Source organism: Bradyrhizobium sp. MI1.11 (assembly GCF_055811255.1).
This window is the reverse complement of the sequence record NZ_JBVVPM010000008.1, coordinates 1-22,032: the sequence shown is the minus strand read 5'-3', so window position 1 is coordinate 22,032 and position 22,032 is coordinate 1. Positions and strand designations below refer to the sequence as shown.

The 22,032-nt window shown below is 65.1% G+C and carries 21 protein-coding genes and 1 pseudogene; 8 read left to right on the top strand and 14 right to left on the bottom strand.

The features are described from left to right. Positions 1 to 145: 145 nt before the first annotated feature. The 5 genes and pseudogenes from hydA to AC0L30_RS10405 form a co-directional block, all read right to left on the bottom strand. Positions 146 to 1,570 (bottom strand): dihydropyrimidinase, encoded by a 1,425-nt coding sequence (gene hydA / locus AC0L30_RS10425; protein ID WP_473404249.1) that lies wholly within the window; start codon positions 1,568 to 1,570, stop codon positions 146 to 148. Positions 1,571 to 1,581: 11 nt separating this feature from the next. Further along, a complete protein-coding gene (locus tag AC0L30_RS10420) occupies positions 1,582 to 2,313 on the bottom strand; it encodes a maleate cis-trans isomerase family protein (protein WP_473404248.1) in 732 nt (243 codons plus the stop codon). A gap of 9 nt (positions 2,314 to 2,322) precedes the next feature. Continuing rightward, entirely contained in the window at positions 2,323 to 3,099 is a 777-nt protein-coding gene (locus tag AC0L30_RS10415; RefSeq protein WP_473404247.1) for an ABC transporter ATP-binding protein, read from the bottom strand. After that, positions 3,099 to 3,949 (bottom strand): annotated as a pseudogene (locus tag AC0L30_RS10410) (ABC transporter permease). Before AC0L30_RS10410 ends, AC0L30_RS10415 begins: the two are co-directional and overlap by 1 nt. Next, complete coding sequence (locus tag AC0L30_RS10405) at positions 3,933 to 4,946, bottom strand: ABC transporter substrate-binding protein (protein ID WP_473404246.1); 1,014 nt, start codon at positions 4,944 to 4,946, stop codon at positions 3,933 to 3,935. The pseudogene AC0L30_RS10410 and the gene AC0L30_RS10405 overlap by 17 nt, the downstream one beginning before the upstream one ends. A 198-nt stretch (positions 4,947 to 5,144) precedes the next feature. Here AC0L30_RS10405 and AC0L30_RS10400 point away from each other — a divergent pair, with 198 nt between their 5' ends. Together AC0L30_RS10400 and AC0L30_RS10395 are read left to right on the top strand one after the other, a co-directional pair. Next, on the top strand, positions 5,145 to 5,855 hold the full coding sequence (locus tag AC0L30_RS10400) for a GntR family transcriptional regulator (RefSeq protein WP_473404245.1): 711 nt from the start codon (positions 5,145 to 5,147) through the stop codon (positions 5,853 to 5,855). A gap of 2 nt (positions 5,856 to 5,857) precedes the next feature. After that, on the top strand, positions 5,858 to 6,607 hold the full coding sequence (locus AC0L30_RS10395; protein ID WP_473404244.1) for an aspartate/glutamate racemase family protein: 750 nt from the start codon (positions 5,858 to 5,860) through the stop codon (positions 6,605 to 6,607). Here AC0L30_RS10395 and AC0L30_RS10390 read toward each other — a convergent pair. Further along, positions 6,604 to 7,995 (bottom strand): amidase, encoded by a 1,392-nt coding sequence (locus tag AC0L30_RS10390; RefSeq protein WP_473404243.1) that lies wholly within the window; start codon positions 7,993 to 7,995, stop codon positions 6,604 to 6,606. The genes AC0L30_RS10395 and AC0L30_RS10390 overlap by 4 nt on opposite strands. Positions 7,996 to 8,083: 88 nt before the next feature. On the opposite strand from AC0L30_RS10390, the gene AC0L30_RS10385 reads away from it, so the two are divergent. Genes AC0L30_RS10385 through AC0L30_RS10370 form a run of 4 tightly spaced genes read left to right on the top strand, consistent with a single transcriptional unit; the run spans position 8,084 to position 11,952 of the window. After that, entirely contained in the window at positions 8,084 to 9,178 is a 1,095-nt protein-coding gene (locus tag AC0L30_RS10385; protein WP_473404242.1) for an ABC transporter ATP-binding protein, read from the top strand. A 30-nt stretch (positions 9,179 to 9,208) separates the two neighbouring features. Then, positions 9,209 to 10,255 carry an ABC transporter substrate-binding protein gene (locus AC0L30_RS10380; protein ID WP_473404241.1) on the top strand — a complete coding sequence of 349 codons (1,047 nt, stop codon included), beginning with the start codon at positions 9,209 to 9,211 and terminating at the stop codon, positions 10,253 to 10,255. Positions 10,256 to 10,273: 18 nt separating this feature from the next. Continuing rightward, the gene (locus AC0L30_RS10375) at positions 10,274 to 11,137 is read left to right on the top strand and encodes an ABC transporter permease (protein ID WP_473404240.1); all 864 of its coding nucleotides are present in this window, start codon (positions 10,274 to 10,276) and stop codon (positions 11,135 to 11,137) included. Continuing rightward, positions 11,137 to 11,952 (top strand): ABC transporter permease, encoded by an 816-nt coding sequence (locus tag AC0L30_RS10370; RefSeq protein WP_473404239.1) that lies wholly within the window; start codon positions 11,137 to 11,139, stop codon positions 11,950 to 11,952. The genes AC0L30_RS10375 and AC0L30_RS10370 overlap by 1 nt, the downstream gene beginning before the upstream one ends. On the opposite strand, the gene AC0L30_RS10365 is transcribed toward AC0L30_RS10370, so the two are convergent. Continuing rightward, positions 11,953 to 12,288, bottom strand: a complete 336-nt coding sequence (locus AC0L30_RS10365) for a hydroxyisourate hydrolase (RefSeq protein WP_473404238.1) — start codon at positions 12,286 to 12,288, stop codon at positions 11,953 to 11,955. A 25-nt stretch (positions 12,289 to 12,313) separates the two neighbouring features. Between AC0L30_RS10365 and AC0L30_RS10360 the strand changes: the two genes are divergently transcribed. Next, positions 12,314 to 13,510 carry an MFS transporter gene (locus tag AC0L30_RS10360; protein WP_473404237.1) on the top strand — a complete coding sequence of 399 codons (1,197 nt, stop codon included), beginning with the start codon at positions 12,314 to 12,316 and terminating at the stop codon, positions 13,508 to 13,510. Next, the gene (locus AC0L30_RS10355; RefSeq protein ID WP_473404236.1) at positions 13,491 to 14,864 is read left to right on the top strand and encodes an amidase; all 1,374 of its coding nucleotides are present in this window, start codon (positions 13,491 to 13,493) and stop codon (positions 14,862 to 14,864) included. The genes AC0L30_RS10360 and AC0L30_RS10355 overlap by 20 nt, the downstream gene beginning before the upstream one ends. Here the strand turns inward: AC0L30_RS10355 and AC0L30_RS10350 are convergent. The 7 genes from AC0L30_RS10350 to AC0L30_RS10320 are packed head-to-tail and all read right to left on the bottom strand — an operon-like array spanning position 14,861 to position 21,838. Further along, positions 14,861 to 15,622: an SDR family NAD(P)-dependent oxidoreductase gene (locus AC0L30_RS10350; RefSeq protein WP_473253981.1), complete on the bottom strand. Its 762-nt coding sequence runs from the start codon at positions 15,620 to 15,622 to the stop codon at positions 14,861 to 14,863. The two genes, AC0L30_RS10355 and AC0L30_RS10350, sit on opposite strands and share 4 nt — an antisense overlap. Before the next feature lie 52 nt (positions 15,623 to 15,674). Continuing rightward, positions 15,675 to 17,414 (bottom strand): nitrilase-related carbon-nitrogen hydrolase, encoded by a 1,740-nt coding sequence (locus tag AC0L30_RS10345; protein WP_473404235.1) that lies wholly within the window; start codon positions 17,412 to 17,414, stop codon positions 15,675 to 15,677. A gap of 13 nt (positions 17,415 to 17,427) precedes the next feature. Beyond that, positions 17,428 to 18,417: an acetamidase/formamidase family protein gene (locus AC0L30_RS10340; protein ID WP_473404234.1), complete on the bottom strand. Its 990-nt coding sequence runs from the start codon at positions 18,415 to 18,417 to the stop codon at positions 17,428 to 17,430. Positions 18,418 to 18,448: 31 nt separating this feature from the next. Continuing rightward, positions 18,449 to 19,168, bottom strand: coding sequence for an ABC transporter ATP-binding protein (locus AC0L30_RS10335; protein ID WP_473404319.1), 720 nt, complete (start codon positions 19,166 to 19,168; stop codon positions 18,449 to 18,451). 1 nt (position 19,169) lies between these two features. Beyond that, positions 19,170 to 19,886: an ABC transporter ATP-binding protein gene (locus AC0L30_RS10330; RefSeq protein ID WP_473253985.1), complete on the bottom strand. Its 717-nt coding sequence runs from the start codon at positions 19,884 to 19,886 to the stop codon at positions 19,170 to 19,172. Continuing rightward, on the bottom strand, positions 19,886 to 20,950 hold the full coding sequence (locus AC0L30_RS10325) for a branched-chain amino acid ABC transporter permease (RefSeq protein ID WP_473404233.1): 1,065 nt from the start codon (positions 20,948 to 20,950) through the stop codon (positions 19,886 to 19,888). Before AC0L30_RS10325 ends, AC0L30_RS10330 begins: the two co-directional genes overlap by 1 nt. Before the next feature lie 15 nt (positions 20,951 to 20,965). Beyond that, on the bottom strand, positions 20,966 to 21,838 hold the full coding sequence (locus tag AC0L30_RS10320) for an ABC transporter permease subunit (RefSeq protein ID WP_211398635.1): 873 nt from the start codon (positions 21,836 to 21,838) through the stop codon (positions 20,966 to 20,968). Positions 21,839 to 22,032: the final 194 nt, after the last annotated feature.

The window sequence follows — 22,032 nt, the reverse complement described above, 5'->3', positions numbered from 1 at the left end:
CCCGCGCAACCGCGAAGCGGTTGTCGCTGGAGGTGCGAGCCTTGCAATGCAACAGCATCGCAAGGTGAAGCCTCGAAGGATGAGCTACGGGCGCTCGCAGCTCATCCTTCAAGGCGCGCAAGAGCGCGCACCTCAGGATGACGATTTAGCTTGTGGCATCACACACCAGGCTCGACTTGCCGCGGCTCAGTACCTCGCCCGCGCCCTTGTCGCCGACGATCTTGCCTTGCTCGTACACCACCCGGCCCCGCGCGATGGTGGTGACGGGCCAGCCGGTGACGTCAAAGCCCTCCCACGGCGTATAGTCGGCGCCGTGATGCAGGTCGGCCTGTTGAATTGGCTTCTTCAGCTTCGGGTCCCACAGCACGATGTCGGCATCGAAGCCGACGCCGATCGAGCCCTTACGCGGATAAAGGCCATAAATCCGTGCATGATTGGTCGCGGTCAGCTCGACGAATTTTTGCAAGCTGATCCGCCCCTTCGACACGCCCTCCGAGAACAGAATCGGCAGCCGCGTCTCGACACCCGGAATGCCGTTCGGCACCCATCGGAACGAGGTGCGGGAATTCGGCGTGAGTTTGCCCTTGGGATCGTCGTAACGGAACGGACAATGGTCGGACGAAAAGGTTTGGAACACGCCCGTCGTAATGCCTTCCCAGATTGCCTGTTGGCTCTCGGCATCCCGCGGCGGCGGCGAGCAGACATACTTTGCGCCTGTGATGTCCATGTTCAGGCCCTTCATGTCGTCGGCCGTCAGCGTGATGTATTGCGGGCAGGTCTCGGCATGAACAGGCAATCCGCGCTGCTGGGCCCAGCGCACCTGCTCCATCGCCTCGCGCCCGGAGACATGCACGATCATGATAGGAACGCCGATCACCTCGGCATGACTGATGGCGCGATGCGTGGCTTCGCGCTCGACCGCCTGTGGCCGCGACACGCCGTGATAATAGGGCGCGATATGGCCCTCCCGTTCCAGCCTGTTGGTCAGGAAGCGGATGGCGTCGTAGCCTTCGCAATGGACCATCACCAGCGCTTCCTCGCGGCGCGCGACCTCGAAGACCTCGAGCAGCTGCTGGTCGCTGAGCACGAGGTCATCATAGGTCATGAACACCTTGAACGAGGTGTAGCCGTCCTTGACCAGGGCCGGCAGCTCCTGCCCGAGCACGACCGAGGTCGGATCTGAGATGATGAGGTGGAACGCGGTGTCGATATAGCATTCGCCCTCGGCAAGCTTGCGGTAGTTCTCGACGCAGGTCCGCAACGAGGTGCCCTTCTCCTGCAGCGCGAAGGGCAGCACCATGGTGTTGCCGCCGGCGGCTGCCGAACGCGTGGCCGAGGCGAAGTCGTCGGCCATCACCACGTCGGGACCGGAGGCCTGCGCGATGTGGACATGGCTATCGATCCCGCCCGGCAGCGCCAGCAGCCCGGTCGCGTCGATCTCGCGGGCAGCACCCTCGATATGATCAGCAATGCTGACGATGCGGCCGTCGCGAATGCCGATATCGGCGCGAAACTCGTCGCTAGCCGTCACGATGGTGCCGCCGCGAATGGCGAGGTCGAGCTGCGTCACAGGAGTCTCCGTCACTTGATGACCGCCGATGTCTGGAAGATCCGGCCCCAATCGGCAAGAGCTCCGATGTCGCCGCCCGCGAGCTCCAGGGTTCGCCACAGCGTGACCGCGACCGAATCGAGCACCGCGACATTCAATTCCCGTTCGACCGAGGCCGCCAGCGCGGCGCCGCCGAGGTTGGTGCAGAGGATGACGATCGCATCGGCGCCTTCCGCCGCCACGGCACGGATCATGTCCGCAATCGTCGCAGGCGCCACCTCGCCGAAAGAGAAATTGTCGCGCAGTCCGAGGTGCCGCTCCGCGTGCGGGGCGATCCCCTCCTCGGCCCAGACGTCACCGATCCGCCGCTGCACGTCGTCGGTATAGGGCGATACGAGACCAACGCGCTTGGCGCCGAGCGCACGGGCGGCATCGATGCAGGCAAGCGTCGACGTTGTCGCGGGCACGCCGGTGCGCGCCGTGATTGCCTCGCAAAGGCTCCGGTCTCGGCTGATGCCGAGCCAGCTTGCGGACGTGCCGTTCCAGGCGATGGCATCGACCTTCGCATCGGCCAGCAGATCCGCCGCCGGCAGCATCACCGAGGCGTCGAACTGGTTCAGCGCGGCGGCGTCCAGCGCAATCTCGGTGACGCGGAAGCGTGAGAAATGCGCGCTGACACCATCAATCCCATGCAGCATGGCGCTGGTGACGGGCTCGAGGACCGAATTGGAGGATGGCGTGATCATGCCGAGACGCTTGCGCATGATCCTACTCTACGACGCCTGCGCAAGGCGCGTCGACTCCTCGCGGATCAGGGAGAGTATGCGGCGCTTGGCGTCGTTGAATTCGGGGCCGGTGATGTCGCGCGGGCGCGGCAGGTCGAAATTAACGGCCTCGCGGATCCGGCCAGGCCGCTTGGTCATCACCACGATCTTGTTGCCGAGCACCAGCGCCTCGTCGACGCTGTGGGTCACGAACACGATTGTGCAGCGGCGCTGCTGCCAGATCGAGACCAGTTCCTCCTGCATTTCGAGCTTGGACTGGGCGTCCAACGCGGCGAACGGCTCGTCCATCAGGATGACGCCGGGATTCATCAGCAGCGCCCGCGCGATGCCGACCCGCTGGTTCATGCCGCCGGACAACTCGGAGGGATGGTGGTGCTCGAAGCCGCGCAGGCCGACGAGATCGATGAACTCCATGGCGCGATGATGCCGCTCGGCCTTGCCGACACCCTTGAGCTTGAGGTGAAAGGCGATGTTGTCGATCGCCGTCAGCCATGGCATTAGGGTCGGCTGCTGAAAAACCACGCCGCGGTCCGAGCCGGGCTGTTCCACCTGCTTGCCGCCAACCAGCGTGCGCCCGGAAGTCGCCTGCTCGAAGCCGGCGATGATGTTGAGCAAGGTCGACTTGCCGCAGCCGGACGGGCCGAGCAGGCAGACGAAATCATTGGCCTCGATGTCGAGATTGATGTTGTCGAGCGTCAAGAGGTCGCGGCCGCGCCGCTTGTCGGAAAACACCTTGACGATGTTGCGAAGCTCGATCGCCGCCATCAGCCCGCCCTGCCCTGCACGGTGGTTGTCGCCTGCCAGCGCAGCGTGTGCGCCATGATCGCCTTGAGGCCAAGATCGGAGAGATAGCCGAGCAGCCCGATCGAGATCATCGCGGCGAGCACGATGTCGTAGCGCAGGAAATAATAGGAATCCCACAAGACGTAGCCGAGGCCACTCTTCACCGCGACCATCTCGGCCGTGACCGTCAGCATCCAGGCCGATCCGACCGCGATGCGCAGGCCGGCGAAGATCGAGGGCAACACCGCCGGCAGCACGATGTCGGTCAGCATCTGCCGCTGGCTCGCCCCATCATGGCGCCGGCTCGCACCAGATTGTGGTCCACCGTCTTCACGCCATGGATGCTGTTCATCAGCACGGGAAAGAAGGCGCCGAGAAAGACCAGGAAGATCGCCGGCTTGTCGGCAATTCCGAACCAGATGATCGCGAGCGGAATCCAGGACACCGGCGGAATCGGCCGCAGCATCTGGAGCGTGGGCTCCAGCGTCTTCTCGAACAGGCGCGACCAGCCGATGGCGACGCCGCCGAGGATTCCCAACATGCTTGCCAACGCAAAGCCAGCGAAGACGCGCAAGGCACTGGCGAGCGCATCGCGCAGCCAGTGCCCGGAATAGGTCTGAGTGGTCTCGTCGAAGCCGAACACCCAGTCGCCGAGCGCATGCAGCACCGCGCTCGGCGCCGGCAGCAGCGCCGGCGGCAGAACACCGCTGCGGGCAAACACTTCCCAACCTGCGATCAGCAACGCGGGGACGACGACGCGTTCGAGCCCCTGCAACGCCCGCGTCAGCCGGAACGCCGGCTTGGCAGGAGCAGCATCAATAACCGAGGTCATTCTTGGGTTTTCCCGTGGCCTGCTCCAGGAACGAATAGTCCATGTTCCTCTCCGCTTCCGCGGTGACGTCCTTCGAAATGTATTTGAGGTCGCGCATCATCGCGGCGATCGCGAGCGTCTGCGAGCGATGGATGGCGGGATCTGGCGAGGCATTCTTCAGCGCCTCGGTCGCCACATTCTTGTCGAGGCCGGTGAGCTTGTTGATGACGTCGATCCACAGCGCCTTGTCGGCGATCAGCTTGTTGTCGAGCTCGACCACCGCGGTGACGACGCCCTGCACGCCGGCGCGCTGGCTCGCGATCACGTCCGAACGGGTGACGATGAGGTTGGTCAGATTTCCTGCGGCCTGGTCGTAGGGCAGCACGAAGTGCGTGCCAGCTCCGGCCAGCCTGATCTGCGAGGCGAACGGCTCGACCGAGCAGATCATGTCGACCTCGCCGCGCTGGAGCGCCGCGAGATGATCGGACGGATTGGGAATGTTGATGAACTGGATATCCTTGTTGGGATCGACGCCCTGCTTGAGGAACGCGCCGCGCATATGAATGTCCTGCGCGTTGCCACGGGAGGCCGCGACCTTCAGCGGCTGCCCATCGCTCTTCCCCTTGGCGACGATCGCCTTGAACGCAGTCCAGTCATCAGGTGGAAGCTCCAGCTTCACGGAGGAGAGGCATTCCGAGCCGCCATTGATCTGGCCGGAGACGGCGACGAGATCGAAGCCCTTGTCGAGCGCCGTGATGTAATGGAGGTAGGTGACCTGTGCGACGTCGATGCTCTTCGAGATCAGCGCGGTCAGCACGTCATTGCCGGAGTTGAAGCCGGTGGCCTCGACCTCGGCGCCCTTCACCATGCCTGAAATCAGCGACATCGGCAGGCAGTGCGCGCATTTGGCGTAACCGAGCTTGATTTTGGGGACCTGCGCGGAGGCGAGATCGCTTCCGCCGAACATCGCCACCATCACCACCATCACCACGAGGCCCCATCGCAAACTCGTCCGCATCACTTGCTCGGTTTGGAAGGCGCGAGATCTCGCGCGTCGCAAGCGATCATCGGCTGGCCTTTACGGCAGCGCAACGGCGTTTTTGCATTCTGCATACAATTTGCGCTCTATGCCATTGTTTTCAGCTACATGCGTCGGTATTTTGGGCAAGCTAAGGAGCCGGAAACGGCTAGGATGAACTGAAGCGAAGAGGCACGCGTGCAGCAGAAGTCGGAAACCTCGAAGGGCCGAAAGTCGCCCAAACTCAAGCGGATGGGCCTGCACGAGCGCGCCGCCGCGCGGATGCGGACGATGATCATTCGCGGCGAGCTGCCGCCGGGATCGCAGACCCAGGAAACCAGGCTGTCGAAGGAGCTCGGCGTGTCGCGCACGCCGCTGCGCGAGGCGATGAAGGTGCTGGCGGCCGAAGGACTGATCGAGCTTCGCCCCAATCGAAGCCCGCGCATCGCCGATATCGCGATCGACGGCATCTCTGAGTTGTTCGAGGCGCTGGCCGGCATCGAACGGCTGGCTGCCGAGCTCGCCGCGCAGCGCGCCACCGAGCGCGATCTCGCCCGCCTGCGCACGCTTCAGACCCGCATGGAAGGTCATCATCGCAACGGCAAGCTCGACGATTACTTCGCCATCAACGGTGAGATCCACAACACCATCGTCCGCATGGCGCGTAACACGCCGCTGCGCGAGGCGCACGAGACACTGATCTCCCGCGCCGAGCGCGCGCGCTATCTCGCGCTCGGCGCTGACCGGCGCTGGAGCAATTCGGTGGACGAGCACGCCGATATTCTGGCGGCCCTCGAGGCGCGCGACAGCGAAACGGCCGGCCGCCTGCTCGGCGCCCATGTCCGCCGCACCGGTACGGCGCTGCTCGAAGTCATCGCGGCCTCTCAAGCCAAGCGGACAGCGGCGTAATCATGAAGCTGCTGCTGCTCAACCCGAACACCAGCACCGCAGTCACGCAACTGATGACGGGAGTCGGACAGCGCGCGGCCTCGCCCGGAACCGAGCTGATCCCCTGCACCGCGACCCGCGGCGTGCCCTACATCTCGACGCGCACCGAGGCCCAGATCGGCGGCGCCATTGCGCTGGAGATGCTGGCCGAGCAGCATCGCGACGTCGACGCCGCGATCATCGCCGCCTTCGGCGATCCCGGCCTGTTCGCCGCGCGCGAAACCTTCGACATTCCCGTGGTCGGCATGGCGGAAGCGGCAATGCTGACCGCCTGCATGGCCGGGCGGCGCTTCGCCATCGTCACCTTCGCCCAGGCGCTCGGCCCCTGGTACGAGGAATGCGTCCGCGCCCACGGGCTGTGGGAGCGCTGCGCCGGTATCCGCATGCTCGATACGCCGTTCAAGGCGATCTCGGAGGTCGGCACCGAGAAGGAAGATGTGCTTGTCGGACTTGCTCATCGTGCGATCGTCGAGAACGACGCCGATGTTTTGATTTTCGCGGGCGCGCCACTTTCGGGCCTTGCCGAGCGCGTCGCCGAACGGATCCCCGTTCCTGTCGTCGATCAGGTCGTCGCCGCAGTGAAGCAAGCGGAGGCGCTGGTGGCGCTACGCCTGCGCAAGGCAACTGCAGGCACATACCGCCGCCCCGCGGCCAAACCCACCCTTGGCCTTGCCGATGCGCTCGCCGCCCGGCTCGAGCATCGCGACAGCTAGGGGAGCTTCGGCCAGCGATGAGAAAAACCGAGTTCGTTCTCGATGGCACGGCCGAAGGCAAACAGGCGGGATTCGCATCCCGGTGGGGCAATGATCTGGATGCCGAACGGCAGCTCGCTCTCCCCTCGCGGCGCCGGCAGGGTCAGCACCGGGAAACCGACCAGCGACACGATGAAGGTGACGGCGAGATAATCGATCGGCGTCTCCAACGCCGCGCCATCGATCGCGGTGACGGCGCTGATTTCATTCGGCCAGGGCAAGACGGACGCCGCCGGCGCCACCAGGAAATCGGCGTGGCTGAACAGCTCGCGAAAGCTGCGGTAGATGCCGGTGCGGCGCCGCTCGGCGTTGAGATAGTCCTCCGCGGAGAGCTTTGCGCCCGCGTCGATGTTCCAGATCACGGTGGGCGTGAGCTCGGCGCGGCGCGTCCTCAGCAGCTCGCCATAACTGTTGGCGATATGCGCGGCGCGCAGCGTCCGAAATGTCTCGATCGCATCGCCGCAATCGGGCGCGGACGGCACCACATCGGCAACGCCCGCGAGCGCCTCGCAGGCCGCGGCGAACCGCGCACGGACTTCGCGCGCCACGGGCGCGACACCGAAATCGGGCGTCACTGCGATCAGGGGACGCCCTGCAACCGGCCGATCGTCATTGACGACGCCGATCGAGAGCGGGTCGCGCACATCGCCTCCCCCACAGACCGACAGCGCCAGTGCGAGATCGTCGACGCCGCGGGCCAGAAAACCGTGGGTGGCGAGCATGTCCCAGCCGAGCGGGCGGCGCGGCGACGGGATGCGGCCGGGCGTCGGCCGGATCGAGGCGACGTCGCAGAAACTTGCAGGCGTGCGCACGGAGCCGCCGAAATCGGTGCCATGGACCAGCGGCACCATGCCAGCCGAGACCGCAACCGCGGAGCCACCGGACGATCCGCCCGAGGTCAGCGCAGGATCGAATGGATTGCGGCTAGGCCCACGCAGTTTGTTGGTGCAGACCGCGCCGAATCCGAATTCCGGCGTGTTTGTCTTTCCCAGAATGATCGCGCCGGCGCGCCGCAATCGCGCGACCACGAGATCGTCTTCGGCCGGAACGTGATCACGAAACAGAACCGACCCATAGGTGGTCGCGAGCCCCGCCGTGTCCGTGAGGTCCTTGATCCCTACGGGCACACCGTGCAGCGGACCGAACGGCGCGGGCGCGGCATCGCAGATTTGCGCGGCACGGCGGGCCCCCTCCGCATCGACAGTCACGAATGCCGCCAATTGCACGTCTTGGTGCGCAATCCGTTCGAGATGCGCCTCGACAACCTCGCGCGACGACAGCTCGCCCTTCGCAATGGCGCATGCAAGGGTCGTGGCAGTGAGGTCGCAAACCGATCGATCCGATGTCATTGCGCCACAATGCCAAACCTCGCAGCGAAAAGCGACCAGTGCGGGCACGAGACTTGCTTTCTCCTCTGGGGCAATGGGAGGCAACATCATGGCTGAAGCGCAAGGCGGCCGATCGCTCGTCGTCGACGCCGTCACCCACCGCTATCCGAGCGGCGCGCTCGCGGTCGAGAACATCAATCTCGACATCAAAGGGGGCGAGATCATCGCCCTGCTCGGCCCCTCCGGCTGCGGCAAGACTACCCTGCTGCGGATCATCGCCGGCTTCATCGCGCAGACGCAAGGGCGGATCATCATCGGCGACGACATCGTCGACGCGCTGCCGCCGAACCGTCGCGCGGTCGGCATCGTGTTCCAGAACTACGCACTATTCCCCCATCTCAGCATCAGCGAGAACGTCGCTTATGGGCTTGCCGCGCGCGGCATCGACAAGGCGACCCGCCAACGCGAAGCGCAGCGCCTGCTGGATTTGGTGCAGCTGCCGACCATGTCGGAACGGTTGCCACGGCAGCTCTCCGGCGGCCAGCAGCAGCGTGTGGCGCTCGCTCGCGCGCTGGCGATCAAGCCGTCGATCCTGCTGCTCGACGAGCCCTTTGCCGCGCTCGACAAGAATTTGCGGCTGGACATGCAGATCGAGGTCAAGCGGCTGCAACGCGTCTCCGGCATCACCACGCTGATCGTGACCCATGACCAGGAAGAGGCGCTGTCGATGGCCGATCGCGTCGCCGTGCTGAGCCACGGCAAGCTCGAGCAGTTCGGATCGCCATCGGACGTCTATGACCGGCCGCAGACGCTGTTCGTGAACACGTTTGTCGGAGCCAGCAACCGCATGACTGGCGTCGTCGTCTCGGCGGATCGGACGGCAGCAAAAGTCCGTCTCGATGCCGGCGCGGAAATTATCGCGCGCCCCGCCGGCGGCGCTCTCACCGAAGGCGGCCGCGTCACCGTGTGCATCCGCCCCGAGCATCTGCAATTCGTCGGTGACGAGACCGGCTTTGCCGGCGTAGTCGGCATGTCGCTGCCGCTCGGGGCCACGGTCGTGCACGAGGTCACCACCGCCGACGGCTCCGGCGTCAAGATCTCACAGGCGCGCATCGGCGAGACGCGCACGCTGGAGAGCGGCGCCGCGGTGCGCCTCGCACCGCTCGCCCCGTCGCTCGCCAACGCTTTTCCTGCAACGCTTTAAATTCAGCATTTGTCCAGAGGGAGTTCGACCATGATCATGAACCGCCGAAGCCTGATGACGACCGCACTCACACTCGGTGCCATGAAGGCGTTTCCCGGATTGAGCTATGCCCAGGCCCGTCCGCTGGTGTTTGCGACCTTCACCGGAAGCTGGGAGGAGGCGCACAAGGCAGTGCTGGTGCCGGCCTTCCGCAAGGCGAACGCCGACGCCGCGATGGTGCTCGACCCCATGCTCTCCGTCGACCAGATCGCCAAGGTGAACGCCGCCAAGGCCAATCCACCGATCGACGTCATGCTGCACGATCCCGGCCCGGCCCTAGTCGCGATCGGCCAGGACCTTGTCGAGCCATACCCCGTCGAGAAGAGCGCCTATTACAAGGACCTGATCGCCGAGGCCCAGGAGCCGATGGGCCCTGCCCCGTTCTTCCAGGTCGTCGGCCTCACCTACAATCCGGAAGCCGTCAAGACGCCGCCGACCTCCTGGGCCGATCTGTGGAAGCCCGAGTTCAAGGGCCGCGTCGGCATCACCAACCTCAACTCGACGCTCGGCACCGGATGGCTGGTCGAGATCGCAAAGATGCGCGGCGGCTCTGAAGCCAATGTCGATCCTGCCTTCAAGGCGATCGAGGAGCTGAAGCCCAACCTCGCCGCGGTTGCCGCTAATCCCGGCGCACTCGCCACCCTGTTCCAGCAGGGCCAGATCGACATCTCGCCCGGCAATTTCAACGCCATCCAGATCCTGAAGGCGCGCGGCGTGCCCGTCGAGTTCGTGGCCCCGAAGGAAGGCGCGATCGCCTTCAAGACCACGATCCACATCGTCAAAAACTCGCCCAACCGCGAGCTCGCTTTCAAGCTGATCGAGGCGTCGCTGACGCCCGAGGTGCAGACCACGCTGATGAACCCGCCCTATCTGATCGTGCCGACCAATTCCAAGGTGACGATGGGCGGCGAGATCGCGCGCGTGCTCGCCAAGGACACCGCGGAGCTGAAGCAGAAATTCGTATTCCAGGACTGGAAGAAGATCAACGAGCAGCGCTCGGCCTGGATCGAGCGCTTCAACCGCGAGATCAAGATCTAAAAGCTTCAGGGACCAATGATGGGCGCAGCACCGGCATCACGGGACGTCACCTCCTACGGGATGGGATTGGCAGCGCCGCTGGCGCTGTTCTTCCTGGTGTTCTTCGTGGCGCCGCTGCTGCAACTGCTGTGGCTCTCGCTGCACAACGACACTGCCGCGCTCCATTGGGGGCTCGGCCAGTATCTGCACTTCCTCACCGATCCCTTCAGCCTCAGCGTGCTCGGCTCGACGCTGCTGCTTGGGGCCGAGGTGACGGCCGTCTGCCTCGTGCTCGGCTTTCCCATCGCCTGGCTCTACCAGCGGGTCGGGCGGCGGCTTCAGACCATCATCATCCTGATCGTGCTGCTGCCGCTTTTGACCAGCGTCGTGGTCCGCACCTTCGCGTGGATCGTCATTCTCGGCCGCCAGGGCATCATCAACGCGACGCTGCAATCGCTCGGGATCATCGATACACCGTTGAAGCTGCTCTACACCCAGTTCGGCGTCGTGCTCGCGCTGGCGCAGGTGCAGATGCCGTTGATGACGCTACCGCTGATCACCGCGCTCGGGCGCATCGATCCCAATCTCGACGACGCCTCCTGCTCGCTCGGGGCCGGGAGCTGGCGCACGTTCTTCCGGGTCGTGCTACCGCTGTCGCTGCCCGGCGTGATCGCCGGCTGCACGCTGACCTATGCCGCCGCGATCACGGCCTTCATCACCCAGTCGCTGATCGGCGGTGGGCAGATGCTGTTCATGCCGATGTATCTCTACCAGCAGGCTTCGACGCTGCAAAACTGGCCGTTCGCCTCCGCAATCTCCATCATTTTCCTGCTCGCCGTGCTCGCGGTCGTCTCGCTCTTCACCACGCTCGGCCGCCTGTCGCGCGGCTACGGAGGCGCATGATGAGCGGGCGCAAACGTACTCTGGAGGCGTTCAGCTTCGAGCTGGTCATGACCGCGGTCGCCGTGATCGCGCTGATCATCATCATCGCGCCGTCGCTGGTGGTGCTGATCGTCTCCTTCACCAGCGGCTTCTCGCTGCGCTTCCCGCCGCCGGGCTATTCGCTGCGCTGGTACGCCGAATTGTGGAACGCCTGGCAGCTGCACTTCGCAGCCAAGAACAGCCTCATCGTGGCGCTGTGGGCGACGGGCCTGTCCGTCGTGCTCGGCGTTGCCGCCGCACTCGCGATCTCGCGCTCGCCGAGGCTGTCGGCGCGGCTGCTCGATTCCCTGTTCATGTCCCCCCTGGTGCTGCCGGCGCTGGCCTTCGGCCTTGCCGCGTTGATGCTGTTCTCGCTGGTCGGATTGCCGGTCTCGCCGCTGACCTTGGTGATCGGGCACACCGTGGTTTGCGTTCCCTACGTCGTGCGCAACACGATTGCGGCGCTGGCCCAGCTCGAGCCGACCCTGCTGGAAAGTTCGGCCGTGCTGGGCGCCAGCCGCATCTACACGTTCCGGCGCATCGTACTGCCGCTGATCCGGCCGGGCATCATCGCAGGCGCCTTCATCGCCTTCATGTCGTCCTTCGACAACGTGCCGGTGTCGCTGTTCCTGCGCGATGCCGCAACCGACATGCTGCCGATCCGGATGTGGCAGGACCTCGAGGGCAAGCTCGACGTTACCATCGCCGCGCTCTCGGGCGTGCTAATCATTGCGACCGTCGCGCTGGTCGCGATCATGGAGCGCGTCACCGGATTGTCGCGGCGGCTGACCAACTGATCAGGCGCCGCGGAACAGCGAATAGCCCCAGCGCGTGAATTTCAGCGGCAGATGAAAATGCTCGTCGACAGCCTTGATGCGGAAGCGGAACGGCGTCACCGTGAGAAAACCGTCCTCGTCCGCAAAGAACTCACCGAGATGAAACAGGACCTCATACTCGCCTGCCGTCACACCAGCGCCTTGGGCAAGGGGATGATCGAGCACGCCGTTGGCACCGAGCCGCCCGTCGGCGATACGCGACGAGTCCGGATCGATCCGCCAGATCTCGACGCGCAGCCCCTGCGCAGGGCGTCCGCTCGCCACGTCGACTGCGTGAATGGAAATGCCGCCTGCCACCGTGATCCTCCATGAGCGCAACGCCATGGTAGACACAAACACAGCCGTTCCGCCAGCACCTGCGCTGCTGCCGGCCCTCGGGGCGATGACCTCGCTTCAGGCGCTGGTGGCGCTCGCCCTGTTCGCCCCGGGCGTAGTCGCGCCCCGCGCCAACATCGAGGTCTGGCAGCTCTCCATGTTCTCCTGTGCGGTATTCGCGATTGGTATCCCGGCCTCATTCTGGGGCGGCGGCTTTATCACGCGGCTCGGGTCGATGCGGATCGCAAGCCTGTGCGCGGTGGCTATCGTCGTCAGCATGGCGCTGGCGTCGCTCGGCTCGACCGTCACCCTGCTGGCCGCCGGCCTCTGCCTCGGCCTCGCCTTCGGCCCGGAGACGCCGGCAAGTGCGGCGCTGCTGGCGCGCCTAGTGACCTCCGAGCAGCGCGCTTTCGTGTTCTCGGTGCGCCAGACCGGTAACCAGATCGGCGCCGTATGTGGCTCGCTGATCCTGCCCGCGATCGCGATCTCTCTCGGACCAGCCTGGTGCTACGCAGCGGTCGGCGCCTGCGCGCTGCTCGCGATCCTGATGTTCGAGCAATTGAGGCCAGCTTATGCGGGCAAGGCCGTTCCCCCGCCAGAACTCGATCTCCGCGCGCGACTGGCGCTGGTCACTGCGGACCGGCGGATCACGATGCTGGCACTGGCCTCAATGCCGTTCAGCGCCATGCAAGTGTCGCTCAACACCGTCTTCGTCACACTCGGCACCCGCGAGCTTGGGCTCAGCCACATCGAAGCCGGCATAGCGCTCGCCTGCGCGCAAGGCGGCGGCCTGGCCGGCCGGCTCGCCTGGGGTCTTGTCGCAACGCGCCTGAACGCCTCGCGCGGGGTTCTCATCGTCATCGGCCTCGGCATGACCTTCTGCGCCGCACTGCTTGGCCTCGATGGCGCATCGCTCGGTCGCACCGGACAATTCGCGGTCGCCACGCTGTTCGGCCTGACAGCCTCGGGTTGGAATGGTGTCTTCGTCGCAGAAATCGCGCGCCTTGCCCCCCAAGATAGGATTGGCGAGACCACAGGCGCGGTGCTGACGGCGTCCTATGCCGGCCTGCTGGCGGCACCGGCGCTTGTTTCCATATTGGATACTACCGCGAGCCTCGGCGCAGCCTTCGTTGCGTTGGCGTGCCTCGCTCTGTGCGGCACAGTGGCGTTGATGTGGGGAGGCCATGACAAAGCCGGCACATAGCGCGTGCGACATCGCAGCCGAAGTCGCTGCCGGGCGGATGACCGCCGTCGAGACCGCCAAGGCTGCCCTCGGTCGCATCGAAGCCGCCCAAAGCTTGAACGCGGTGGTTACGATCGATCCTGCGCGCACGCTGGCCGACGCGGCGGCGGTCGATGATCGCCTGCGCGCAGGCGAGCGAATGCCGCTGGCTGGTGTCCCCGTCGTCGTCAAGGACAACATCTGGGTCGGCGGCTGGCGTATCACGCAAGGCTCGCGCCTGTTCGCCGATTTCATCGCGCCACGGGATGCCGTTGCGATCGAGCGACTGCGTAGCGCGGGCGCCCTGGTCGTCGGTATCGGCGCGACGTCCGAGTTCGCTTGCAAGGGCCTCACCACCTCGCCGCTGTTCGGGCCGACAAGGCATCCGCTCGATCTCGCGCTGACACCCGGCGGCTCATCGGGCGGGCCGGCAGCGGCGGTAGCGGCCGGACTTGTGCCGCTCGCAATCGGCACCGATGCGGGCGGCTCCAGCCGCAGGCCGCCGGCCCACGTCGGTGTCACCGGCTTCAAGCCGTCCTACGGCGCGATCCCCTATGGACCCGGTTTCGCCGAGCCGTTTTTCGAACTGTCCGTCATTGCACCGATCGCCGCCACCGTCGCCGATGTCACGCTGGCGTTCGAAGCCATGACCGGTGTCGATCCGCGCGACCCGGATTCCGCTTGTATCGCACAAGAGGCGGATGACCCGGCCAGCCTGCGCATCGCGTTCTCGCCGCGCCTGGGACTGGACGTCGCGGTCGACATCGTCGTCGCCGACGGACTTGCTGCTGCCGCAGAGCGCCTTTCCACCGCCGGCCTGCGCATCGCCCGGCGGGATCCCGTCTGGCCGGCGGGCGCGACGGAAGAGGCCATCATGCCGCTTCAGCACGCGGGCCTCGCCGCGCTCCATGGCGACGCCTTCCGCAGGGATCCGAGCGTGTTCGATCCCGATATCGCGAAGCAGATCGAACGCGGGCTGTCCTGGTCGGGCCCGGACGTTGCCAGCGCGCTGGTTGCGAGCACCGCGATCGCCAACGCGTTCGCGGCCTTCTTCACCGACATCGACCTGTTGCTGGCGCCGACCGTCCCCTGCGTCGCCTGGCCGTTGACCCAGCTTGGACCTGACACGATCGGCGGCCGCCCGGCGAGCCCGCGCGCGCACGCCGTATTCACGCCCTTCGTCAATCACGCCCGGATTCCCGCTATCTCCATTCCCTGCGGGACTGACGCAGCCGGACTTCCCTACGGCCTGCAGCTGATCGCCCGGCGCGGCCAGGATCGAGCTCTGCTGCGGGCCGCGCGGTACGTCGAGACGCTTCTTCGGGACGACACCTAAAACTGCACACCACGTGTCAGGGCGCCGTCGACGACGAGATTTGTCCCCGTGATGAAACTTGCCGCGCGACTGGCGAGAAACACGGCGGCGTTGGCCATCTCCTGCGGCGTCCCCATCCGCCCCGTCGGATTGAGGGCTAGCGCGGTCTTGTAGAGCTCGGGGTTGTTGTCCTTGATCATGTTCCAGACCCCGCCCTCGAAATAGGTGTTGCCCGGCGAAACGGAGTTGGCGCGGATGCCTTTCCCCGCGAGCTGATTGGCCAACCCCTGAGTGTAGTGGATGATCGCCGCCTTGAAGGTACCGTAGGGACCTGCCGCGAAATCGACCTCTCGCCCGGACACGCTGGAGATCGTGACGATCGCGCCGGCCATGCTCTTCTCCAAATACGGCATGGCCGCATTCACCAGCCGGACCGTGCCCATCATGTCGGTCGAAAACTCCTTTTCCCAGCTTTCGTCGTCCTGCCCGATCGCGAGCGCGCTGACGTTGGCGACGACAACGTCGATGCCGCCGAGCTTGGCCGCCATATCGCCGACCCAGGCTTTTAGCGCGGCACCGTCGGAGACGTCGACCGCGCCACCAAAAGCCGCGACGCCCTTTGCCTTCAGCGCGGCGACCGTGCTCTCAACCTCGGCCCGATTGCGGGAACAGACACCAACGTCGGCGCCTTCTGCTGCAAACGTTTCAGCGATCGCCCGGCCGATGCCCTTGGTGCTGCCGGTGATGAGAACTTTGGCGCCCTTGAGTCCGAGATCCATGGTCGGTTTCCTCTTCCTTGTTTAGGCTCTGTAGATCGCATTCGCCGCCAGGTCAGTAGTTGCTCGCAGCCGCCTTGACCAGGCCGCGATAGCTGTGCGGCATGCGCATCGAGACCAGGTCCTTGCGCCGCACCACGTTGGTCGGATAGACGCTGTCGAGATTGCCGGTGTCGACCAGCGCCGTGGCGAGGCCAGTGCCGTTGGCAACGATCGCTTCCCGGCGCGGAAATTCGAATGTATCCGGCCCGAACACGCCGCTCAGTCCGGGATAGCCGCGCTCGGGATCGAGAACATTGGCGAAGGCAAGGAAGACGTTGTTCTCGCCGGCGCGCACCCGGAAGTGATGCCAGTGGTGCGGATCGCCTCCCGTCGGAATGAAGCCTGGCTGGATTACCTCCGTGCCCGCGTGCGACGAGCTGAAGCGCCCCTTGATCGCCGCTGGGCAGACGATGAGATCGCAGCCGCGAAGTGCGAGCACTCGCCCCGCTTCCGGGAACGATGCGTCGTGGCCGATCAACATCCCGATGCGACCGATCGGCGTGTCGACAACGCTCCATCCGGTACCGGCGGTTGCCCAACTTCTCTCGTCAGCCGCCAGGTGCGTCTTGCGATAAATCGATATCTTTCCGTCAGGCGCGACGAGGCATGCGCTGTTGTGGAGCACATCTCCGTCACGCTCGGCTAGGCCGCAGACAAGGTAGATACCGAATTCGCCTGCGATGCGGCGCAGGCGGTCTGTCGCGGATCCCGGTATCGGCTGCGCCGATTTCGCGGGATCCGCAAGGCCCGTCACCGCCAACTCCGGGAAGACGACAAGTTCGGCGCCTTTCTCCTTGGCCGCCCGCGCCAGCGCTTCGATCTGTCGTAGATTTTGGACGACGTCGTCGACAGGCGCGAATTGCGCGACGCTGACCCGCGACGTTTTGCCGGTCGGCCAGGGCTCGTGGCCATAGAGACCGAAAAAATCGCGTGGGTTCCAGCTGAAGGTATCGGTGAGCAATTCCGGATAGAGCTCCGGCCGCCGCTGCGCGAACACGGTCTCGCCGAGGACGCGGCGCGCGCGCGCGGCATCGAGATCGATCTCCGACAGCAGGACTCCGTCACCCTTGTCGAGCACGGCGCTCACCTGCCCGTCTGGCGCTATCACGCAGCTGCCGCCGCTGAACTGCACGGTGCGCTCCAGCCCCCATCGATTGCTTTCAATGACGTAGCAGCCGTTCTCAAAGGCGCGGCTGATCCAGTACGGTGCCGGCGTGCGCTCGGCCAGCCAGTTCGAGATGTGACAGATGACGTCGGCGCCCCCGAGCGCCATCAGCCGCGCGGTTTCCACGAAGTGGATGTCCATGCAGATCAGCAGCCCAATGCGCCCAATCGGCGTTTCGAACACCTGATTGTGCAGATCGCCCGCCGCCGCCCATTTCGGTTCGGAAATATACGGATGCGTCTTGCGATGGCGGCCGACCACGCCATTAGGCCCGATCAGCACGGCCGTGTTGAAGTAGATGCCGTCCTCGTCGACCTCGGGCATGCCGACGACGATATGGCAATCATGCTTGCGCGCCAGCGCTGCAAAGCGGCTGGTGGTCGGCCCCGGGATCTTCTCGACGAACGGCGCGACCTCGGCACGGTCGAACCAGCAATAGCCCGTGGTTCCCATTTCCGGCGTGACGATGAGCTTGGCGCCGGCCGCCGCTGCCTGCTCGCAGAGATCGAGCAGGCCTGCAATGTTTTGCTCCTTCTCGAACATGGTCGGCTCGAACTGAACGGCGGCGACTTTGTGGATGGTGGACATGATCCGGCCGGTTTCAAACGAGAAAGGATTTCTTGATGGAAGCGCCGAGCGTGTATTTCGGATCGACCATGTTGCCGAGCCGGACACGACCTGCCTGGGTCAGGAGCATGTAGGCGTCGATCTCGTCGAAACCGTAGTCGGTCGCCATCCAGCGGCAGAGCTCGCGATAAGCAATGCGGGCCGCATCCTCCATTGGCCGCGCGGAGCCGATGGTCATGATGAAATCCCTGGTCTCGAGCCGCGGCCAGGCGATGGTCCAGTTCTTGATCAGGTCGATCTGCACCGTGGTCACGGTCGGATGCTCGATAGCGACGCCGCAGAGCTCGCCATCGCCCTGCGCGGCGTGACAATCGCCGAGATAGAGCAACGCGCCCTTGGTGTTGACCGGCAGATAGATGACGGCGCCGACGCCGACATCCGGCAGGTCCATATTGCCGCCGTAATAGTCCGGAACCAGCGACGAGATCGCCTCGATTTCGGGGGACGTGCCGATGGTGCCGATAAACGGCTCATAAGGCAGCGTAATCTTGTCGTTCCACTTGGTTCCGGTCTTCGCGTCGATCACGAGCTTCTTCACTCGCTCCGGCAGCGCCGGGTTGAGCAGCGCGGTCTGCCCGGTCGAGACCAGCCCGCCGAAGTCCGGCATGACTACGGTGGTGCCGCACGGCTGCGGCCCGCGCGGCACGATATTTTCAATATAGACGGCGAGCACGTCGCCTTTCTCGGCGCCGTTGACGTGGATCGGTCCGTTCTGCGGATTGAGGAATGGAAAATTGAGGATCTTCGACGGGCTGTCGGTCTCGTGCTTGATCGCCCCCTCGAAAGCGTCATGGGTCTCGGCGGCGACCACGGCACCGGGATCGACCGTCAGCACCGGCTTCACATAGGGGCCGTAGACATAATGATACTTGCCCTGCTCGCTCTCCGTGATGGTGTAATGCTTGCCCCGTTCGCCCTTGGCGACGCCTCTGCGTGCCATGATGGAAGTTTCTTGCCAGGCCATTGCTGTTCTCCTTGGTTGGGCGTCGTTTTTTTTAAACTGCCAGATGGCGGCGCATCTCCGCCTCATCGTCGAGCGCACAGCGGTCAAGGCTTGCGACGATACGTCCCTTGTCCATGACGTAGCAGCGCTGCGCCATGGCGCGGATCATGTCGAGATTCTGCTCGACCAGGATAATGGTCACGCCGGTCACGCGATTGAGCTCGACCATGTTGCGTGCGATGTCCTGGACGATGTTAGGCTGGATGCCTTCGGACGGTTCGTCCAGCAAGATGAGATTTGGATCTGCAATCAGGACCCGTCCGATCGCGAGCTGTTGTTGCTGGCCGCCGGACAGGGTGCCGGCGCGCTGGGTCCAGCGCTCGCCGAGGATCGGAAACGCCTCGAGGATCTTGCGGCGGCCTGCTTCGGGAATGCCGCCGCCCCTGATCGCGGCACCGACGGCGACGTTCTCGCCAACGGTCAACCGGGGGAACACATCGCGCCCCTGCGGCACGTAGCCCATGCCGAGGCGTGCCCGCTTGTGCGCGGGCAAGGACTCCACCGCCTCGCCGCGATAGACGATCGAGCCGCTCATCGCCGGCACCAGCCCGATCAGGCTCTTCATCAGCGTTGATTTGCCGACGCCGTTGCGTCCGATGATGGCAACGATCTCACCCTCCCGTACCTCGATCTCGAGGCCCTGGAGCACCGGCTTGCCGCCATAACCGGCGCGCAGGCCCAGCGTCGAGAGGATCACTTCCTTGCGCGGCATATCAAGCATGGGCCTGCCCCAGATAGATCGCCGCCACGCGCTCGTCAGCCACGATCTCGGAGATCGTGCCCTGCGCAAAGACCTGGCCGAGATGCAGCACGGTGACGCGCTGGGCGACCTGGCGCACGAATGCCATATCGTGCTCGATCGCCAGCACCGTCATGCCGTCGGCATTGAGCCGCTGCACCATCGCGCCGGTCGCACGCGTCTCCTCCGGCGACATGCCGGCGGTCGGCTCGTCCAGCAATAGAAGACGCGGCTTCAGGCTGATCGCCATGCCGATCTCCAGCCATTGCTTCTGACCGTGGCTGAGATTGCCGGCGGTCTGGACCTGCTCGCTCTCCAGTCCGAGGAAGGCAAGCAGCCGGTCGATCTCCGCAGCGAGCTCGGCGCCGCGATGACGGCTCTGCAAGGCGATCTCGAGGTTCTGACGGACCGACAGGCCCTTGAAGACGCCGGGCACCTGGAACTTGACGGAAAGGCCGCGGTGAATACGTGCAAACGACTTCAGCGCCGTGATGTTTTCTCCTGCAAAGAGAATCTCGCCGCTGCCGGGATGATGCTCGCCGAGGATCAGGCGGAACAACGTGCTCTTGCCGGCACCGTTCGGGCCGATCAGGCAGTGAATCTCGCCGGCTTCGAGCGTGAGGTCCACGGCGTTCGTGACGTGGAGGCCGCCAAAATGCTTGTTCAGATTGCGAAGCTCGAGCAGCGACATCAGCCTGCCCTCTGCGTCAGGCGGGCTGAAAGCCGTCCGAGCCAGTTCATCAGGCCGAGCACGAGGCCGTTCGGGGCGATGAGGACGGTGAGCACCAGCAGCACGCCCATGAAGATGAGGGCATACTGGCTGCCATAGATCGTGAGCGCCTGGAACGCAGCAAGCACCACCAGCGTGCCGATCACGGTCGAGGTCAAGTCGCTGCGACCGCCGACCGCGACCCAGATCAGCGGCAGCGCCGCCGCCGTCATGCCCATGCTCGATGGCGTGATGTACTGTCCCCACACCGTGTAGAGCACGCCGGATATCCCTGCGAGCGCGGCGCCGATCACGAAGGTGATGAGTTGGTACTTGCGCACGTCGTAACCCAGCATCTCCGCCCGCTCGGGATTCTCGCGGATCGCAACGATGACGTTTCCGAATGATGAGTTCATCAGGATGCGCAGGCCGAGATAGACGAAGACGAGGAGACCGAGCACAAAGTAGTAAAGCCCGACGTCGGCAAACAGCACGATCGGTTCGCGCGGCCAGGGAATGGTCAGGGGCGGCATCGCGCTCATGCCGTTGAAGCCGTTCAGCCGCGCGCTGCCGATATGCCATTCCGGTCCCGCGGTCTGGGCCATGAAGCGCTCCAGCATCAAGGTCACGGCGAGCGTGACGATGCCGAGGAAGACGCCGGCGATGCGGCCGAAGAACATGAAATAGCCGAGCAGGACGGCGAACAGCGCGGCGATTGCGACCGCCGCCACCATCGCGACTAGCGTAAAGCCATAGGCCGGGCCGAAATTGATGGTCAGGACGCCGTAGCCGTAGCCGGCGATCCCGAAGAACGCCGTCTGGCCGAACGAGAGCGAACCGCCATAACCCCAGATCAGGCACAGGCTGAGCGCGATGAACACCCAGACGAAGAAGTAGACGGTGTTGCCGACGGTGTAACCGTCGCTGAACAGCGGATAGGCCAGCGCGACCACCAGCATGATGGCAAACACAGCCCAGAAGGCCCGGCCGCGACCGACGGTCTGCGGGCCTTCGAGACGTTGAAACAAGGACAGTAAACCGCTCACGACGCCATCACTCCGTCAGGTGCGCTCACGCAGTACGAAGCCGGAGATGCCTTTCGGCAGGACCCGGACGACAATGATCACGGCGACCAACAGACCGATCTGGCCGAACAACTGCCCCTGCCACGACGTCATCACCGATTTCACCACCGCAAGCACGCCGCCCGCCGGCGCCGTGCCGAGGAAAACGTCCGCCCCGCCGATTACCACGGTGACGAACGCTTCCATGATGAAGGTCGCGCCCATGGTGGGAACCAGCGTCATGGTCGGCGCGTACAGCCCCCCGGCAAGGCCGGCGAGCCCTGCCCCGCAGGCGAAGGTAAGGCTGTAGATCAGCCGCGTGTCCACGCCGAGGGCCGCCGCCATATGCGGCACCTGAATGGTGGCGCGCGCCAGCACCCCGAAGCGCGTCCAGTTGAACAGAGCGTAGAGACCCGCCAGCACGCCGAGTGCTGAGCAGAACAGCACGATGCGATAGATCGAATAGGAATAGTCACCGACTTGAAAACTGCCGAACGGCGTGCCGACGCCCGCCATCGTGGAGCCGACCATGATCAACGTGCCTTGAGTGGCGATCAGGCTCAGACCCCAAGTCGCGACAATGGTATCAAGAGGCCGATCGTACAGATGGCGGATCACGGCGAGCTCCACCAGCACGCCGACCAGCGCAGACACGATCGTGCCCGCCAGTATCCCCAGCGGCAATGGCAGGCCGGCATGCACGGCAGCCGCCGTCACGTAGGCACCGCACATGATGAACTCACCATGGGCGAGATTGATCACGCCCATCATGCCGAAGATCACCGCGAGCCCGCAGGCTGACAGCACCAGGAACGCGAAGGCGTCGCCGAATTGATAGAGAGCCGAGAATGCAAGGGTCGCGATGTCCATGGACCTGCCAGACTGGTGTGAGAAGCGGAGTCGCTACCGCGGATGTCCGTGGTGGCCCCCCCCGGGCCAAAAAACCCGGGGGGCCCCAGCCCCCCGGGGGGGGGGGGGGGGGGGGGAGGCGGGGGGGGGGGGGGGGGGGGGGGGGGGGGGGGGGGGGGGGGGGGGGGGGGGGGGGGGGGGGGGGGGGGGGGGGG

Coding starts and splice junctions, on each gene's coding strand:
- AC0L30_RS10385 (WP_473404242.1), top strand. CDS start 8,084: ATGGCTGAAGCGCAAGGCGGCCGATCGCTCGTCGTCGACGCCGTCACC.
- AC0L30_RS10330 (WP_473253985.1), bottom strand. CDS start 19,886: ATGTCGCTGCTCGAGCTTCGCAATCTGAACAAGCATTTTGGCGGCCTC.
- AC0L30_RS10415 (WP_473404247.1), bottom strand. CDS start 3,099: ATGGCGGCGATCGAGCTTCGCAACATCGTCAAGGTGTTTTCCGACAAG.
- AC0L30_RS10340 (WP_473404234.1), bottom strand. CDS start 18,417: ATGGCCTGGCAAGAAACTTCCATCATGGCACGCAGAGGCGTCGCCAAG.
- AC0L30_RS10380 (WP_473404241.1), top strand. CDS start 9,209: ATGATCATGAACCGCCGAAGCCTGATGACGACCGCACTCACACTCGGT.
- AC0L30_RS10375 (WP_473404240.1), top strand. CDS start 10,274: ATGGGCGCAGCACCGGCATCACGGGACGTCACCTCCTACGGGATGGGA.
- AC0L30_RS10395 (WP_473404244.1), top strand. CDS start 5,858: ATGAAGCTGCTGCTGCTCAACCCGAACACCAGCACCGCAGTCACGCAA.
- AC0L30_RS10405 (WP_473404246.1), bottom strand. CDS start 4,946: ATGCGGACGAGTTTGCGATGGGGCCTCGTGGTGATGGTGGTGATGGTG.
- AC0L30_RS10345 (WP_473404235.1), bottom strand. CDS start 17,414: ATGTCCACCATCCACAAAGTCGCCGCCGTTCAGTTCGAGCCGACCATG.
- AC0L30_RS10350 (WP_473253981.1), bottom strand. CDS start 15,622: ATGGATCTCGGACTCAAGGGCGCCAAAGTTCTCATCACCGGCAGCACC.
- AC0L30_RS10335 (WP_473404319.1), bottom strand. CDS start 19,168: ATGCCGCGCAAGGAAGTGATCCTCTCGACGCTGGGCCTGCGCGCCGGT.
- AC0L30_RS10390 (WP_473404243.1), bottom strand. CDS start 7,995: ATGACATCGGATCGATCGGTTTGCGACCTCACTGCCACGACCCTTGCA.
- AC0L30_RS10320 (WP_211398635.1), bottom strand. CDS start 21,838: ATGGACATCGCGACCCTTGCATTCTCGGCTCTCTATCAATTCGGCGAC.
- AC0L30_RS10370 (WP_473404239.1), top strand. CDS start 11,137: ATGAGCGGGCGCAAACGTACTCTGGAGGCGTTCAGCTTCGAGCTGGTC.
- AC0L30_RS10360 (WP_473404237.1), top strand. CDS start 12,314: ATGGTAGACACAAACACAGCCGTTCCGCCAGCACCTGCGCTGCTGCCG.
- AC0L30_RS10355 (WP_473404236.1), top strand. CDS start 13,491: ATGACAAAGCCGGCACATAGCGCGTGCGACATCGCAGCCGAAGTCGCT.
- AC0L30_RS10420 (WP_473404248.1), bottom strand. CDS start 2,313: ATGCGCAAGCGTCTCGGCATGATCACGCCATCCTCCAATTCGGTCCTC.